Origin of the sequence: Pseudomonas fluorescens (assembly GCF_000730425.1) — a bacterium.
Classification (GTDB): Bacteria; Pseudomonadota; Gammaproteobacteria; order Pseudomonadales; family Pseudomonadaceae; genus Aquipseudomonas; species Aquipseudomonas fluorescens_X.
The window spans coordinates 3,062,737-3,078,311 of the sequence record NZ_CP008896.1; the positions used below are offsets into that span (position 1 = coordinate 3,062,737).

At 53.2% G+C, this 15,575-nt stretch carries 15 protein-coding genes and 2 pseudogenes; 9 read left to right on the forward strand and 8 right to left on the reverse strand.

What is annotated here, in order from left to right; all coding sequences use genetic code 11:
- Positions 1 to 268: 268 nt before the first annotated feature.
- From HZ99_RS13545 to HZ99_RS29230, 3 genes and pseudogenes are all read left to right on the forward strand, one after another.
- The gene (locus tag HZ99_RS13545) at positions 269 to 850 is read left to right on the forward strand and encodes a glutathione S-transferase family protein (protein WP_235205524.1); all 582 of its coding nucleotides are present in this window, start codon (positions 269 to 271) and stop codon (positions 848 to 850) included.
- Positions 851 to 898: 48 nt separating this feature from the next.
- A protein-coding gene (locus tag HZ99_RS13555; protein ID WP_088500423.1) for an IS3 family transposase occupies positions 899 to 2,049 on the forward strand; the annotation gives its coding sequence in 2 pieces (ribosomal slippage) (positions 899 to 1,133 and positions 1,133 to 2,049; 1,152 coding nt in all).
- Between the two features lie 516 nt (positions 2,050 to 2,565).
- Positions 2,566 to 2,721, forward strand: a pseudogene (locus tag HZ99_RS29230) (IS5/IS1182 family transposase); the annotation flags it as partial.
- Positions 2,722 to 2,943: 222 nt separating this feature from the next.
- Here the strand turns inward: HZ99_RS29230 and HZ99_RS13560 are convergent.
- Positions 2,944 to 3,351, reverse strand: coding sequence for a carboxymuconolactone decarboxylase family protein (locus HZ99_RS13560; RefSeq protein WP_010562376.1), 408 nt, complete (start codon positions 3,349 to 3,351; stop codon positions 2,944 to 2,946).
- 50 nt (positions 3,352 to 3,401) lie between these two features.
- On the opposite strand from HZ99_RS13560, the gene HZ99_RS13565 reads away from it, so the two are divergent.
- On the forward strand, positions 3,402 to 4,265 hold the full coding sequence (locus HZ99_RS13565; RefSeq protein WP_233098363.1) for a TetR/AcrR family transcriptional regulator: 864 nt from the start codon (positions 3,402 to 3,404) through the stop codon (positions 4,263 to 4,265).
- A 415-nt stretch (positions 4,266 to 4,680) separates the two neighbouring features.
- On the opposite strand, the gene HZ99_RS13575 is transcribed toward HZ99_RS13565, so the two are convergent.
- Positions 4,681 to 6,321 (reverse strand): MFS transporter, encoded by a 1,641-nt coding sequence (locus HZ99_RS13575; RefSeq protein ID WP_144243178.1) that lies wholly within the window; start codon positions 6,319 to 6,321, stop codon positions 4,681 to 4,683.
- Positions 6,318 to 7,370, reverse strand: a complete 1,053-nt coding sequence (locus HZ99_RS13580; protein WP_051903157.1) for an HlyD family secretion protein — start codon at positions 7,368 to 7,370, stop codon at positions 6,318 to 6,320. Before HZ99_RS13580 ends, HZ99_RS13575 begins: the two co-directional genes overlap by 4 nt.
- Before the next feature lie 355 nt (positions 7,371 to 7,725).
- Between HZ99_RS13580 and HZ99_RS13585 the strand changes: the two genes are divergently transcribed.
- The 5 genes from HZ99_RS13585 to radC all read left to right on the forward strand — a co-directional run bounded on the left by HZ99_RS13585 (position 7,726) and on the right by radC (position 11,728).
- Entirely contained in the window at positions 7,726 to 8,055 is a 330-nt protein-coding gene (locus HZ99_RS13585; protein WP_038443644.1) for a hypothetical protein, read from the forward strand.
- A 71-nt stretch (positions 8,056 to 8,126) separates the two neighbouring features.
- On the forward strand, positions 8,127 to 9,095 hold the full coding sequence (locus HZ99_RS13590) for a DUF932 domain-containing protein (protein WP_032902033.1): 969 nt from the start codon (positions 8,127 to 8,129) through the stop codon (positions 9,093 to 9,095).
- An 81-nt stretch (positions 9,096 to 9,176) separates the two neighbouring features.
- Positions 9,177 to 10,181 (forward strand): YqaJ viral recombinase family protein, encoded by a 1,005-nt coding sequence (locus HZ99_RS13595; protein WP_032902034.1) that lies wholly within the window; start codon positions 9,177 to 9,179, stop codon positions 10,179 to 10,181.
- Between the two features lie 77 nt (positions 10,182 to 10,258).
- A complete protein-coding gene (locus HZ99_RS13600) occupies positions 10,259 to 11,179 on the forward strand; it encodes a hydrolase or metal-binding protein (protein ID WP_038443645.1) in 921 nt (306 codons plus the stop codon).
- A 51-nt stretch (positions 11,180 to 11,230) separates the two neighbouring features.
- Complete coding sequence (gene radC, locus HZ99_RS13605; RefSeq protein WP_038443646.1) at positions 11,231 to 11,728, forward strand: RadC family protein; 498 nt, start codon at positions 11,231 to 11,233, stop codon at positions 11,726 to 11,728.
- A 103-nt stretch (positions 11,729 to 11,831) separates the two neighbouring features.
- On the opposite strand, the gene HZ99_RS29615 is transcribed toward radC, so the two are convergent.
- The 5 genes and pseudogenes from HZ99_RS29615 to HZ99_RS28570 all read right to left on the reverse strand — a co-directional run bounded on the left by HZ99_RS29615 (position 11,832) and on the right by HZ99_RS28570 (position 15,531).
- Positions 11,832 to 11,951 carry a YagK/YfjJ domain-containing protein gene (locus HZ99_RS29615; protein WP_328803765.1) on the reverse strand — a complete coding sequence of 40 codons (120 nt, stop codon included), beginning with the start codon at positions 11,949 to 11,951 and terminating at the stop codon, positions 11,832 to 11,834.
- Positions 11,952 to 11,969: 18 nt separating this feature from the next.
- A pseudogene (locus tag HZ99_RS29620) lies at positions 11,970 to 12,205 on the reverse strand (type I restriction enzyme subunit R domain-containing protein); the annotation flags it as partial.
- Between the two features lie 151 nt (positions 12,206 to 12,356).
- On the reverse strand, positions 12,357 to 13,019 hold the full coding sequence (locus tag HZ99_RS13615; protein ID WP_038443648.1) for a hypothetical protein: 663 nt from the start codon (positions 13,017 to 13,019) through the stop codon (positions 12,357 to 12,359).
- 33 nt (positions 13,020 to 13,052) lie between these two features.
- Positions 13,053 to 14,561, reverse strand: a complete 1,509-nt coding sequence (locus HZ99_RS13620) for an Hsp70 family protein (RefSeq protein WP_038443649.1) — start codon at positions 14,559 to 14,561, stop codon at positions 13,053 to 13,055.
- A gap of 535 nt (positions 14,562 to 15,096) precedes the next feature.
- A complete protein-coding gene (locus tag HZ99_RS28570) occupies positions 15,097 to 15,531 on the reverse strand; it encodes a hypothetical protein (protein WP_144243179.1) in 435 nt (144 codons plus the stop codon).
- Positions 15,532 to 15,575 lie beyond the last annotated feature (44 nt).

Consider the following 15,575-nt stretch of genomic DNA (forward strand, 5'->3'; position numbering starts at 1 on the left):
AAAGAACCAATCCTAAGCCTCCCAAAGCTCCTTGGATTTCTGTGGGCGCACTCCTCTCTCGCTAGAAGACAAGCATCGAGATGCAGATCTCAAAGGACTCGGAGCGGACCGTAAGTGCTATCGGAGCATTCAGCCCACCAGAATAGTAGACTGGTCGCATATTGACAGATACAATTTCTTGCCTACTCGTTGCGAGTCCGCAAATTACCTATCGATAGCCTCAGACAATGCACATTTCCCTTACCGAGATCACTCAGAAGGCGTAAAAATGATGATAAAACTTCACCACCTCAATGACTCCAGGTCGTTTCGTATTCTGTGGCTGCTGGAAGAAATAGGCCAACCATATGAAATTATTCGGTATCAGCGTGATAAAAAAACACATCTAGCCCCCGAGACACTGAGGGGCATTCACCCCCTAGGCAAATCTCCAGTTATCGAGCTTGATGGAAAAATAATTGCGGAGTCAGGCGCGATCGCAGAAATCCTGATAAAAAAATTTGCACCTCATTTAGCACCAACAGAAAGCTCTGCAGAATACCTTGACTACTTACAATGGATCCATTTCTCAGAAAGCTCGGCAATGCTTCCGTTCTTACTGAAAATATTTAATGAGTTTGAAACACAATCTGGAACCGAACTAAAATTCCTTAACAACTACGCCGAAGCTGAATTCAATAAAGTTTTTTCCTATCTAAACAACCACTTGAATAACAAAAAGTTTTTAATCGAGGAGAGACTCACAGGAGCAGACTTCATGCTGGGATTTGTGGTGAAAGGCGCGCTCAACCTGCTCAAATCCAAGAGCGAATTTCCACATATTGAAACCTACATTATGAATCGCCCCTAGTTTCGTAGACACCTCCAAGCCTTAAAATGAGGCCCATTAGGAGGTGCCATGAGCAACCAGCGATATCCCGAAGAATTCAAAATCCAGGCGGTCAAACAAGTGACCGAAAAGAAGCTTCCTGTCTCGGAGGTGGCTGCACGATTGGGTGTGTCCGTGCACAGCCTCTATGCCTGGGTTAAGCGCTACACCAAGCCCCAGGAACAGCGCGTTGAGGAGGATGATCAGAGCGCTGAGGTTCGTCGTCTACGGGCCGAGCTGAAACGGGTGACGGAGGAGCGAGACATCTTAAAAAAGGCCGCCGCGTACTTTGCCAAGGAGTGCGGCTGAAGTACGCCTTTATTAAGCAGCAAGCGGGTCATTACGCGATTCGACGGCTTTGCCTGACGCTCAAGGTTCATCCCAGCGGCTACTACGCGTGGCTATCAGAACCAAAATCTGCGCGAGCCAAGGACGATCAGCGACTGCTTGGACTGATCAAACACTCCTGGTTGGAAAGCGGTGGTGTTTATGGCTATCGCAAGATCCATGATGACCTGCGAGAGGTTGGTGAGAGCTGTGGCCGTCACCGGGTAGCTAGGTTGATGCGCCTTGAAGGTTTACGTTCTCAGACTGGGTATCGACGGAGGCCGGGAAAATATGGCGGTAAACCAGCCGTTGCCTCACCGAACTTACTGAAGCGCCAATTCGATGTCAGAGAACCCAACAAAGTCTGGGTCACAGACATTACCTACATCCGAACATATGAAGGCTGGCTGTATTTGGCCGTGGTGCTCGATCTGTTTTCACGCCAGATCATTGGTTGGTCAATGAAGTCGCAGATGACCAGCGACGTAGCCATTGATGCACTGCTGATGGCGGTTTGGAGACGTAAGCCGAAGCAAGAGGTGATGATCCACTCGGATCAAGGCAGTCAGTACAGCAGCTCAGACTGGCGAAGCTTCTTGAAAGCTAACAACCTGGTAGCCAGCATGAGTCGTCGAGGTAACTGCCACGACAACGCTGTAGCGGAGAGCTTTTTCCAGCTGCTAAAGCGGGAGCGGATCAAGCGTAAAATCTACACTACACGCCAGGATGCTCGGGATGATGTGTTCGATTACATCGAGATGTTTTACAACCCAAAACGACGCCACAGTTTCAACAATCAGCTGTCACCGGTAGAGTTTGAAAAGCGTTACGCAGCGAGCCTGGAGAGTGTCTAGGAAACCCGGGGCGATTCATTAAAAACCTTGAAAACCAGAAAAGTTACAAGCTAGCGCTGGATATAGACGCGAAGTGAGTTTAGCTTTTTAACAAATAGCTGTGGCAGACTCTCAAACTGCCATGGCTCTCACCATCATGAAGCTAAGACCACCAAAGCTGACATCCTTCAAGTGACGGAACACTGGAGTGATGATCAACCTGCTTAAAAGCTTGTCAGTAACCAGGCTTAAAAATTTACTCAGCTAACGATGAATACGGCTGTTACGTCAGAGCCAGACCGGGCGTCGCTTCGCAGCTACACAATAGCAAGCACAGGCTTACATGTTGGAGCTTATTGAAAAATGACCCAAGAAAGATTTATGTTTTTGTGTCCCAGTGGCAGTGGATAAGCTTGGCAGTAGTATCCCGATTGAAGTCGCATCGACACCCACTGCAGGTAGGCATGCGATTCAGAGCGACGTATATAACGAGCCTACAGAAGCGAGCGGTAAAGTAATTTTGAATAAGTTCTAACACCCTTTCCAATGATCAATAGCCAGTTCAGTTTTGTGAAAACACGCTTCCCTAGCCTGGCAAAGGACACGGCACATCTGGCGACGCGATTTGCAATGTCGAATCTGTGGATGGCATTCCGACATTTAGCGAGCGATACAGGAGAGGTGTGCCTGTAATATAGGGAATAGCCACCGCGAGGTTCTCACGGCGGCTAATAAAGATAGGAATGAGTGAGTGATCTGAGCGTTTTGGATCAAATCGGCACTTTCAAAATTGAAGGCAGCCGAATTTTACAAAAAAATATGACTACCTCAGACCACCCCTAGCCGGGCCTTCCAAACATCGCAGAGCCTTGTTTTATTCTCGAGCTCCCTATTAAAAAAGCAACAGATAACACTTTAAGCATCGAGCACTGCAAATACTTCTCCAGCAGACTGAATCGCCGCTAGTGCAGCAGGAACTCCGGCAGCTATACCTATTTGGATAATTGTGTCAATAATTTCCTGACGCGAAACACCGGCACGCAAGGCTGAGCCAATTCGCAGTTTCAGAATGGGAGCAGCAGTTGCTCCTAGCGCAACACATCCAGCTACCATAATGAGTTCTCTGGTACGCAGATCTAACGAACTCTGCCCATAGACATCGGCAAATTCCCACTCCATAACAAATCGGCCTATAGCAGGAGCAAGGTCCTTTAGCCCGTCCAAGAATTCACTAGAACGCAGCCCAGTGATCTCCTCAAACGCCGCCTGGCCAGCAAGGAAACGCTGATCGTTGACTGATACAGTTTCGGGGGCTTTAGCCATTACAGAAATCCTCCTAATTGATTTGAAATGCGCTTCAGTTTGTCCGCAACGTGAATAATTACCGGATGGTAATTATAGGGCAAAAAATCAACCGATCAATAGTTATTTACCAATCAGTAATTAGCGAGCGTGGTGCGACATTTCACTGCAAAGCGTCCCACCTTGTTTACCAAGCGATTGTCTATCGTTATGCTGAAAGCATGATCAGATCACCACAATCGAAACGCAAATGTGCCCCCGCCGAGACGATCGACGACTCCTCGAGGCCAACGCCAAACAAACGCAAACGCATGCCCCCCCAAGAGCGTGAGAGGGAGATTATTGAAGAGGCGGTACGCTTTTTCGCCGAGGTCGGATTCGAAGGTACCCTACGCGAGTTAGCCGAACGCCTTGGAATCACACACCAGAACCTGTTTCGTTATTTCGCAACGAAAGAGGCGTTGATAGATAGAGTGTACCAAGAGGTCTACCTTAGCCGCTGGCAACCTGAATGGGAGGCAATGCTAAAGCAGCCTGGAAAGACCTTGGAAGCGCGATTAATCGACTTTTACAAGGCATATTTGCCTGCGATCTTTCGATATGACTGGGTTAGGATTTTTATTTTTGCAGGACTCAAGGGCGTCGGCATCAGTCAACGTTATCTTTCCCTAATCCAGACCAAAGTGATCGAACCAGTGGCGATGGAATTACGTGAGCTTTCCTGCGAAAAGCCACCCGGTGAGACCTTATCGTCGGCTGAGCTTGAAGTTGCATGGGGATTACACGGTGAATTATTTTATCTTGCCCAACGTCGCTGGGTATATGACATGACAGTTCCGGAAGATCTGGATCGTTTTATCGAAATATCTATCATTCGCTTCCTGCATGGAGCACCTGCTGCCATGCAGGCATTGACGCGCGACGGAGCTAACTAAAAGTTGCGACGCCAGCTCACACGATTAAATCGTCCCGCTCACGCGCACCGCCAATCACTCCGACGGCTCCTATAACAGTACCGTCGCGAAGCAACTGTATTCGCCAAGAATATATCGCAACTGCCCCCCCCTCCCCGTTCGAACTATTTATAGCGAAGAGTGGTCCGCCTGACTGAATATATCGAGCCAGATCTAAAGGGCTAATACCGAACTCACCAATCCGGATATGCGCGATTAAATCCTCTCCAGCGTCCTCCACCGCAATCCTCATCGGCTGATTGATTCGCTCAGTCTTAAATTGCGCCGCCGCAATAGACTAAAGGGCATTATTCAGACTCAACATCAATGAAGTCCTTTGAGTATCGATACCATTAAATATCATACACTCTGGCGAGAGTGCTAATAAGCACGGTACTCAAGCGTGGCGGACATTAGAACTGGGATGTCCCGATCCGTAGGGCATCATAAATGCCGCCAACACTGCACCTATTAATGTAACCACAGCGATCGCTGCCAAGGTATCGGCATGCGCCAAAATCTGAGATTGAAGCCGCACATTACTAGCTAGTAGATGCAATGCCTGTTCCGTCGCCTGATCACTGCCGCTGGACCGCATACTGACTGCCGAGATAAGGGCATCCAGCCTCGCTGAAACAGCGGCCGAGGATGTGCTCACATGATCCATAAGTACATTAGATCGGGTTTGCTCACGTACTCGATCCAAAGTGCTAACCCAAGCCAAACCCGCCGTACCGCAGATACTGCGCATAACATTGAATGCCATAGCAGCATGCAATCCCTCGCGCGGCAAAAGATCACCAACATACAAATACAGCAGTGGCAACAAGATCAGGGGCAGCCCTAAGCCCTGCAATATCTGCCCAATGCGCAACTCATCGCCCTCCCATGAGCCGTCGATGTTCAAGCTGTCATGCAGAGCACCCGTGGCGACCAATACGCCCCCCAATACAAGTAAACGACGGGGACCTCCCAACCATTTCCTATCCAAGCACACTACCGCGCCCGCAAAACTAATCAATTGCGGCCAGCCTGCATCCCACAGCACCGCTCCCAATTCGCGCGGATGATAGCTGTGTATCTGTATAAGGAATTGGGGAATCACATAGCTGCAACCTGTCACAGCGACACTGAAAGGCAAAATTCCCAAAATGCCCAGTACTATATTGCGTCTCGACAGCAGTTCTACATTAAGCAGGCGATCATGCCTCACTCTGACCACGTGATATATAAATCCGCATATGGCAACCGTACCGGCGAATAGCAACACTCTAATTGGGGTTGCCTGTAACCAATCAAGCCGATTACCCTGATCGAAAGCACAGGCGAGCATGCCAAGCCCGCCAACGAACAGGAGCATTCCAAACCGATCCATATGAAGCAAAGGCCGCAAACGCAGTCTTTCGCGCGGCAGACCATAGAAACCCGCGATCAATGCGAATATGCCAGGCAGAAGGTTTGCGAGAAACAGTGCGCGCCATCCCCAGTGGTCGAGCAGCCAGCCTGTGATTGCAGCGGCCAACTGCGGGGCCAGAGTCGAGGCGGAGGTATATAGTGCCAAAGCAAGAGCACGATGCCTAGCCGGTAGAGTTCGCAATAGCGCAACTATCGCCATCGGTAATAGGACCCCGCCGGCCATACCCTGTGCAAAGCGAACGATGACCTGAGCAGCATAAGGAGGGCTGAACGCCATTAATACCGAGGTAGCCATAAAGAGCAACGTTGCCCCTAACAACACCCGTCGAAGTGATAACGCAGTTGCCAACCAGCAGCCAATCACCACGCCGACTACATCTCCAGCGGCATAAGCTGAAGAAAGCAAAGTACCTTCGTCAACCCCCAGGCCTAAACCACCCCGTACATCGGCAAATCCCAGCACAACGTATCGGGCACCGAGCACGGTCATCCAGGCTGCAGCAATAGCGGCCACGCAGGCCGAAAAACGCCGACGATCCCATCGAATCAAAGATCCGGGAAAAAGTCGCGACTTCAGCCGACTATTCACTTCTGATACGGCAGGGCCTAAAGAGTCACTCACACCCGCCCTCGCAGCCAGCCGGTTAACCAATCAATAAAATTTCCTGAACTCAGTCCGGTTGATGTGTGAATGGTCGTAGTAACAGACATACCCGGGAGCAGAGAGGACTGCGAATCCTGACTCGGGTCAAGTGTGATCTTCACCGGAAAACGCTGAACTACCTTAGTGAAATTACCTGTCGCATTGTCGGCTGGAAGCAAAGCAAACTGCGCCCCGCTGGCAGGCTGAAGACTGTCAACCTTACCGTCGAATGCTTGACCAGGCAGACTGTCAACCAAAATAGTAACGCGCTGTCCTGGGCGTATATGCGTTATCTCGCTTTCCCTAAAATTTGCGACCACCCAAACATGTGGCAGCGGAACTACATCGGCGATCAGCGTTCCGGTGCGCACATACATACCAGGACGCACATGACGCTCGCCAATGACGCCATCAACCGGAGACGTGATACGTGTCCAGCCAAGATCTATATTGCGCAGATTCAGACTCGACTGTGCAGCCTGAAGATTGGCTCTCGCCTTGTTTATACTCGCATTGCTCATTTTCTCCCGCTGTTGCGCCGCCATCCACTCGGCGCGCCTCTGGGCAAGATTAGCGCTCAAACGCTTAACGTCTGCATCAATACCATCAACCTGCTGGCGAGACACCGATCCACTTGGCAGTAAAGCATGATAGCGACTGTGATCAGCAACTGCGCGATCCAACTCAGCGTGTAAAGCCCGTAAGGATGCCGCAGCCGCTTCTACTTGAATCTGTTGATATTGCTTTTGGCTGAGAGATTCGACCAGCGCGGCAGCGGCTAAATCAGACTTAGCCTGAGCTTCGGCGACCTTTTCTCGATAATCAGCATCCTGCACTAATGCCAACAAATCGCCAGAACGCACTCTCTGATTGTCGCGGATCGGCACATCCACGAGATATCCTTCAACGTGTGATACTAGCGGGGTCAGATCGGCCCGGACGTAGGCATCATCAGTAGTCACACTATCCCTGTACGGAATCGGGTACCAGACTGCCACCGCAGAAGCGAACAGCACGGACGATGCCATAGCGAAGCGCCTTGACATTCGCACTCTGGTTGTAACAAGCGGCCAACCCACTATTAACGCCCATCTACTTTTTATTCTGCGACGAGATCTGCACGTCGCATCCCCACTTTTTGCCGCAGATTGTCGGAGCATCTACAACCACCATTAATTACCATTTGGTAATTATAGGTCTTGAGATCGGCAAGTCAACCCGAGTTCAGTTACCGCAAGCACCAGCTGTTACCGATCGAAATCACATCCGAAAATATTTCAGATCTATATCACCTACGTGAACGCCCCACGGTATCGACTGCTGTCGGGGATTTGGCGTGCTCACTTTTGGCTCAGCACGCTCATCACTGGAGAGGATCTGCGTATGTATAACCCGTGCCCAAGCTGTAACTCTGGACGCGTCGTCACGAAAAATATCGGTAAACAAACGGGTGGATTAATTGGTGCGGCAGGCGGTGTGGCCAGCGGTGCCGCCGGCGCCCTTTCAGGCGCAGAAGCCGGCGCGGTGCTGGGAGTAGTCGGCGGGCCGGTGGGAATCGCTATCGGCAGCATCGCCGGGGCGATTTTGGGTGGTCTGTTCGGTGGGGTCGCAGGTGGCATTGCCGGGGCCACGCTGGGCGAGCAGATCGATGAAAAAATCCTTCACAACTATCAGTGCCTGGCGTGCGGTTACAGCTTCAGCGTCAACCGTTAAGTCGTTGTGAACAGGCGTCGTTGGTTAATGAAACGACGCGCTTTTCCCTTCATTCGCAAGGAATCATTCCCATGGCTCATCTCGTTGAACAAATGGCTTACGTTGGTGCCACGCCCTGGCATGGTCTGGGCAGTCGCCTCTCCCCCAAACAACCGCTCGAAGTCTGGCAGCGTGAAGCGGGTATGGACTGGCAGATTCAGGAAAGCCCGGTCCATTTTAAGTCTGACGCCATCGGGCACCTGGGCTCAATTCATACCTTCCCTGAGCAGAAGGTGCTGTATCGCTCCGACACCAAGGCCCCTCTGTCGGTGGTTTCTCAGCGCTACCAGGTCGTGCAGCCGCGTGAGGTCTTGGAGTTTTATCGCGATCTCACCGAAGTCTCGGGCTACGAGCTGGAAACCGCTGGAGTGCTCAAAGGCGGTCGCAAGTTCTGGGCGCTGGCCCGTACTGGGCAAGGCACGACGCTCCGTGGTAACGACCAGGTGAATGGCTACCTACTGCTGGCCACCTCCTGTGATGGCACTCTGGCCACCACAGCGACCCCGACCACCGTGCGCGTGGTCTGCAACAACACCCTGACCATCGCTCTGGATGGCACCACCCGCGCGATCAAGGTACCGCACAACACCCGCTTCGATCCGCAGGCGGTGAAAAAGCAGTTAGGCATCGCCGTTTCACAGTGGGACACCTTCATGCATCGAATGCGCACTCTGTCTGAACGCAAGGTGCAGTGGCATGAAGCGATGGGCTTTTTCATGAGCGTTGTGTGTGACGTCCCCCCCAATAGCAAACTGCCCGAAGTCCTGCCGAACGAGCGCGCATTGCGCAAGGTTCAAAGCCTATACGAAGGCGGAGGTCGCGGCGCCACGCTGGAATCGGCCCAAGGAACTGCGTGGGGCTTGCTCAATGCGGTGACCGAGTACGTTGATCACGAGCGACGTGCCCGAAGTACTGAATACCGCATGGACTCGGCTTGGTTTGGCCAAGGGGCTCTCATCAAACAACGCGCCCTGCAAGCCGCATTGCAACTCGCCGCCTAGCTCCACTCACTTAATCAACTATTAAAGCGCCTGGTCAGCTTCTGCTGGCTGGGCGTTTTTTATGCCGCACAGGAAAACATCATGCACACACAAACTCTGCAACACCCCAGTAACAAACCCCGTCCCGCCTTACGCCTGGTGGGGACCAAACAACTGCCGCGTGAGGACTGGTTGGCAGTTCGCAAACAAGGTATCGGCAGTTCGGATGCCGCAGCAGCCGTCGGACTTAACCCATATAAATCCCAGTTGGAGCTGTGGCTGGAGAAAACTGGGCGTGACACCTCACTGCCCAAACTCGATCCACAGGATGAAGACAGCCCAGCTTACTGGGGCAACATTTTGGAGCCTATCGTGGCGACGCATTACAGCCGGCGCAGCGGTCATCGGGTCCGCCGCATCAATGCGGTGCTGCAGCATCCTGATCCAAAACTGGCCTGGATGCTGGCCAACATCGACCGAGAGGTGATCGGCGCGCCAGAGGTGCAGATCCTCGAATGTAAAACGGCCGGTATCAACGGGGCTCGCCTCTGGAAAGAAGGTGTACCGGAGTATGTGCAGTTGCAGGTCATGCATCAGCTCGCCGTCACCGGCAAGCAGGCGGCGGATGTGGCGGTACTGCTCGGTGGCCAGCACCTGGAGGTCCATCGCATCGAACGGGACGAATCGATGATTGCTCGGCTGATCGACCTGGAGCGGTTGTTCTGGGATTACGTGGTCAGTGACACCCCACCACAGGCCGATGGCACGGCCTCAGCAGACGCGGCATTGCGCTGCCTCTACCCCGAGGATAACGGGCAGACCCTGGACTTCAGCCAACAAACGGAGTTGGCCAGCACCTACCTAGAGCTCAAGGCTGTTCGCCAGCGCATTGCTCAGCAAGAGACGCGTGAGGCGCAGCTCAAGCAGGTCCTGCAGCAGGCCATGGGTGAAGCCACCCGTGCAGAGTTTGCGGAAGGCTACATCAGCTGGAAGAAGTCCAAAGACAGCCTTGGTCTGGATGTCGAACAGATGCTCAAGGACAAACCCTACCTGCAGGCCCGCTACCCCAAGATCAAAACAGGCAGTCGCCGCTTCCTGATCGGCTGAATCATCCCACTCACCCACGCCACCCGGACCGTTTAGGTCCCGGTGGCTTTTTTATTTCCGGATTAAGGAGAACCGCCATGCTCAAAGGTTTAGCCATTACCCCTCCGGTACTCGGGCGCATTTCCATCGGCAAGGTCGTCGAGAAAAACGGCAAGCGTCTACCGGAAAAGGACGATCAATTCACCCTTACCTCCCAAGTACAGAGCCGCGACGGCTGGCTGCTGCATCCACTCAATGAGGAGCTGCGCAATGGCCAGGACGGCAAGCTACGCAGTATTCCGATCCGGCTGCTGTTCAACGAGCCTGACCTGAACTTTCGGGCGGACTACAGCCTATTTGACCGTAACAGCGGCCGGCCGCTGTGTGTAGGCAACGGCGAGACTTGCAAGCGTTTGACCAAGGACGGCATCCAGTCGTTGCCCTGTCCTTCACCGGATGGCTGTTCACTGGCTCAAGGCAATGCCTGCAAGCCTTACGGCCGGCTGAACGTGGTAATTGGCGATGACGATCCGCTGGGCAGTTTCGTCTTCCGTACCACTGGGTTCAACAGCATACGTACCCTGGCGGCACGCCTGCAGTACTTCAGCGCAATCTCCGGCAATCGCCTGGCCTGTCTGCCGCTGGAGCTGCGTCTGCGGGGTAAGTCCACTCGGCAGAGCCACGGCACACCGATCTTCTACGTCGATATCACGGTGCGCAGCGGCCTGAGCTTAGAAGACGCCTTACTGGAAGCCCAGCAGCTGGAGGAAACCCGACAAGCCGCGGGTTTTGACCAGAGCGCCTTGGATCACGCGGCCCGGCAGGGCTTTAACAATGGGGCCTTTGAAGACAGTGAGGAGGACACCGGGGCCATCGTCGAGGAGTTCTTCCCCAGCATTGAAGATCAGCCCAGCCCTTTAGAGCCAAAAGCCCAACCGGCAGCGCCTGCCAAACCCTCACTCGCCCAAAAATTGGAGTCGCAAGCCACGCGACACAACGGCAAGCCCACCGTCCAGTAACAGGGTTTCTCAGAACCCTTCGTTCTCACGCACTCGTATAGGAAGACCCAAATGAAATATCACAAACTCCAAGCCGGTGAAACGACCGGCACCTATGTCATGGACTCCCCTGTCACCGAAGCTGACATCCTACGTATGGCGCAACAACTGGCAATGAGTCGCCTGTCTAAAGGCCGGGCACTGACAGAGCCGAAGCAGGTCTTCAGCCACCTGCAAACACTGCTGCAGTACCACGAGCACGAAGTCTTTGCACTACTGCTGCTCGACAGCAAGCACCGGGTAATAGGCTTCAGAGAGCTGTTTAGAGGCACGCTGGATGGTGCGAGCGTGTACCCACGGGAAGTGGTCAAGATCGCGCTGGAGCACAACGCCGCGGCCGTAATTATGGTTCACAATCATCCCTCTGGCGACCCGGAGCCCAGCCAAGCCGATCGTACCCTGACCACAACGCTCAAGAACGCCCTGAACATGGTCGGCACCCGAATATTGGATCATGTCGTCGTGGGCCATGAAGGCTGCGTATCGTTGGCTGAACGAGGTTGCCTGTAACTCTTAGGCTCACACCGGCCGATGACCGCCCTTGGCTGATGCCGGGGTGGTCATCGGCACGGTACCCAATCACTTATTTTTTGTCGTGATCCTGCGGTTGTACTTAGCTTCGGCTGCAGCCAAAGCTATGGCTACCATTGCCAAAGATCTTGGTAGCCGACTTGCAGAGGTACCTGGCTCTATAAAAGAAATCAGCCTGTCGAGCCAGGTCGTCACGATGCAGGTGATAGTACGGATTGCTCTTGCTCGCGGTGTACTCCTTGAGCGCCGACTTCAGTTCATTGGATATACCGATGTAGCCCACCACCAGGCCGCCCTGCTTGTCCTTGAATACGCGGTTGACCCGGGGCAATGGCCTGTATCAGGTTGTGGCCTTCACCGGTTTGTCCACGTACAGGGTGTGCACGCAGGGCGCATCGAATCCTTTCTATCACGGACGATCACCCGCTTGAGCGGATCCAGCGTGCACGAGAAACGATGGCATCATTGCCTAAAGGGAACGTTTTTTTGAGACTGGACACTAGCGCAATCAGTACGTCAGCCCATGCACCTTCAAGCCCCCGCCCAGGCTTTGCCCCCTAAACTTCGACGCTGCCAACCTGTCGATCCCAACGCGTCCCATACCGCGTCACTCAGCCAACAAATTCAAACTCGGACACACCAGACGTACCATCTTGTCCGCCTTGCGCCGATAGTTATCGTTGTCGTCCGAGGTCCAGACATAGGCCTTCAGCCAGATCGTCATGTTCAGGTACTGAAATCTGATGCAACTTTCGCCGTCCAGTTTCTTCAGTGATCGCTTCACTTTCCGCTCACGCTCGAACACGGTGGCCACAAGGCCAACCCGGTAGTCCAGTGCCTTATCCTGCAAAGATTTAACCGAGCGGAAATCCCCTTCGGAGAATCGGTAAAGGTGACCTCGCTCAAGCTCGAGTTCGGTTTTGATTTCGTCATCTTCGTGGCTATATGGGTGACTGTGATAGTCACCCAGGTAGCAGACCTCAGGAAAAAAAGTGTCGATAAAGCCTTGTTTCAGCTCTTGCGCTTCATCGGTATAGGAGACTGAGCCCTGGTCTCTTTCAACGGCTGTGGATGTGTCTGCCCATACCACCCTGTGCATCATGTTTCTGCCAATGAGTGGCTGGCAGTACCCCCACAGGTGCCCGAACGTTTCTACGCCCGCCGCAGAGTCGCCGCAGGTTAAAACATGCTCCAGTTTGTAGGCCTCCAGTGCTGAAGTGACGATACTGAAAAACGCTTGTTCGGATATTGAAACAACTGAGTCAATCATGACGGTCCTTGGTCATTTAGAGTTAAGGGATGTTCAGGTGGGCTCGGGAACCCGAACATCCTGGGTCAATGATGCGTGCACCGACAGTCCATCGACGACTCCCAGTGAGGCTCCACTGGGTGCTATATCGCATTGCGGGAAGGCCTGCTTTACCGCTTCAATCACGTAGGGCGCTCGGGACATGCCGCCGGTCAAGAACAGCACCGGGGTATAGTCCTGGATCTCGCTGGCGACTTGCGCAAGAAGCGCTTGAAAGGTGCGCATGAAACTCTCGGCGGCCAATGCCAAGTGGCTATCGGTCGCTTGCGCCACTAGGCTCTGCTCAATGTAATCCAGCGAACGTTCGCTCTGTGCGGTTTCGCTGAGTTCGATCTTCAGCTTCTCCACGTCACGGTTCAGGCGCACGGGGATGCCCGGCTTCTGCAACTCCGCCAATCGGGACGCGTATGGAAGTGGGGTATGAGCAAAACGGCGATCCCGGAAGGACTTCTGACGATTAAGGTCACTCACAGACGCAGCATCCATAAATACGGGCGCCAACAACTCGGGGCACTCCCCCTTGCCGAACAACGGCATCACTGAGCGGAGCGAAAGACCGAGGTCAACATCAGTGCCGCCCTTGGGCTCACCCCAAGTGTTCAGAATATGAGGCTGCGTGTCCCCTGTGCCGACTTTAGCCAATGCGATGTCGGTGGTCCCACCACCGATATCGACGATCAACGCATGGTGAACAGTCGTTGAACTCCTGTGATAACCCACGGCAGCCGCGGAAGGCTCATGCAGAAAATCGACTTTATCGAAGCCAGCAGCAGCGGCAGCTTCGGTCAGTATGGCGATGGCCTGCAAACCTCCGTCCGGACCTATCGAACTGCGAAACTGCACCGGCCTACCCAAAGTCGCTTGCGTCACCTCTTGCTCAAGTTGCGAGCTGGCTTGTTCCCGGATGTGCTTTAGGATGCGTGTCACGATCCCGGTGATATAGCCACGCTGGGGCCCCTCCAGGCGAAAGCCTAGCATCGACTTTGGCGACTGGACCAGCCGACCGGACTCGTAGATGAACAGGGCATCTATGGCTTCCTCGCCAAAGATCGCGGTATCTAAGTGAATGTCAGCCTCTTTGGCCTTCGCGATCTCATCGCTCAGCCAGCGACGTTTGATTGCATTGATGGCCGACTCGCGAAGGTCCTGATCGCTGCTCAGAAAAGGCTTCGCTATCATGGCGCGGCGTTCTGCTTTTTCCTCCTCGGACATCGGTGCTTTGTTACGAGCTGCGGCTCGAGCGCGCATCTCTATCGCGGCGATATCCTTGTTGTACTCGGAACGTCGCTTGGCGAAAGACGCTTTGGCAGAGCGAATTCCCTCGCTGATTTCGTGCTCGTTAAGCGACGTGAGTTCAAACCCGGAAATATCGACGGCACGGTCTGGAAAGAATACCGACGTCCTGAATTGCGGCTGCCCATCGAACATGATGTGTTCGATGCGGCCGTTGCGGAAAGCTGCAGCGCTGGAGTAACTGGTGCCGAAATCAATACCGATTTTCATGCGCGGTTTCTGCCTTGGAGGTGCAATACGACAGGAATCTATAGAAGAATGAAGAAGTTGTCAGTGGAGTAGTGGCAAAATGTAGCCATTTTTCTGGCGTTCAATGGTAAGCAATGTGATGGACGCCCCAGCTCGCCATCTCGCACGACACGCCTACATAGACCTTGAGATCAAGATCGCTGCGTGCATAGGCCCAGAAGGCACAGCGTAAGGGAACAGTAAACCTGTCTGTTCACCCCCACCAATCCCCGCCCCTGGCGCTGATGCCAAGTACGCCGATAATCCTAGCCTTCCCAAGCGCCGCCCTGTCTGCGGGGATGGCTTTTGTGAATCAATCAAGGTCGACACGATGGCCGCAATACTTATCACTTAAGCCATAGGTACGCAGTTTTCAGCAACCAGCCATGGTGTGAGAGCCAGAAAAAACGCCGCTTTCCCGGTGAGGGATAAGCAGCGTTTTTCCTTAACTGAACAGCATTGCGACACGATAGCCGGGCTTTCTTATCACGCGCTTAACGAGTAAGGGGGAGGAATATTAGAAACTGTTCTTCGGACGCGTCTTCTCTTTTTTGCAGCGCACGCACCACAGAACAATAGTGTCCTCCGTCCTAGAGGCCTCATGCCAGCTGTGGTTTTCTTTCTCTACTTTTGTATGGCGGCAACGAGTGCACTCTTCTTTGACTCGGCAGTTATCATCCATGCCTGCATCGCGATAACCCTCGTGCTCGATTTTTTTCTTCACGTGATCGCAATACTCGCAAGCCCATGATTTCTCGCAAGAGCTGAACTCTGTATATACCCCGTTTCCATAGCGGTGTTCTTTCTTTGTTACGTGTTCATAGCAATCTGGGCACGTTTTTTCAAAGTGACAAGCTGGACCATTTGCAACCTTTACGAAATTGCCAGCATGAAATCCTGTAGCGCACTTGGCTTTCAAAGCCAACTCTTTAATCTTGTCAAAGAACCCCATACACATCCCTATTTGATGATCAATAACTCTCAAGCATATCGGCC

What these genes read in the sequence shown, in the direction of transcription:
- HZ99_RS13600 (WP_038443645.1), top strand. Translation starts at nt 10,259, where the DNA reads ATGCTCAAAGGTTTAGCCATTACCCCTCCGGTACTCGGGCGCATTTCC.
- HZ99_RS13620 (WP_038443649.1), bottom strand. Translation starts at nt 14,561, where the DNA reads ATGAAAATCGGTATTGATTTCGGCACCAGTTACTCCAGCGCTGCAGCT.
- HZ99_RS28570 (WP_144243179.1), bottom strand. Translation starts at nt 15,531, where the DNA reads ATGGGGTTCTTTGACAAGATTAAAGAGTTGGCTTTGAAAGCCAAGTGC.
- HZ99_RS13595 (WP_032902034.1), top strand. Translation starts at nt 9,177, where the DNA reads ATGCACACACAAACTCTGCAACACCCCAGTAACAAACCCCGTCCCGCC.
- radC (WP_038443646.1), top strand. Translation starts at nt 11,231, where the DNA reads ATGAAATATCACAAACTCCAAGCCGGTGAAACGACCGGCACCTATGTC.
- HZ99_RS13580 (WP_051903157.1), bottom strand. Translation starts at nt 7,370, where the DNA reads ATGGCATCGTCCGTGCTGTTCGCTTCTGCGGTGGCAGTCTGGTACCCG.
- HZ99_RS13585 (WP_038443644.1), top strand. Translation starts at nt 7,726, where the DNA reads ATGTATAACCCGTGCCCAAGCTGTAACTCTGGACGCGTCGTCACGAAA.
- HZ99_RS13545 (WP_235205524.1), top strand. Translation starts at nt 269, where the DNA reads ATGATGATAAAACTTCACCACCTCAATGACTCCAGGTCGTTTCGTATT.
- HZ99_RS13590 (WP_032902033.1), top strand. Translation starts at nt 8,127, where the DNA reads ATGGCTCATCTCGTTGAACAAATGGCTTACGTTGGTGCCACGCCCTGG.
- HZ99_RS13615 (WP_038443648.1), bottom strand. Translation starts at nt 13,019, where the DNA reads ATGATTGACTCAGTTGTTTCAATATCCGAACAAGCGTTTTTCAGTATC.
- HZ99_RS13560 (WP_010562376.1), bottom strand. Translation starts at nt 3,351, where the DNA reads ATGGCTAAAGCCCCCGAAACTGTATCAGTCAACGATCAGCGTTTCCTT.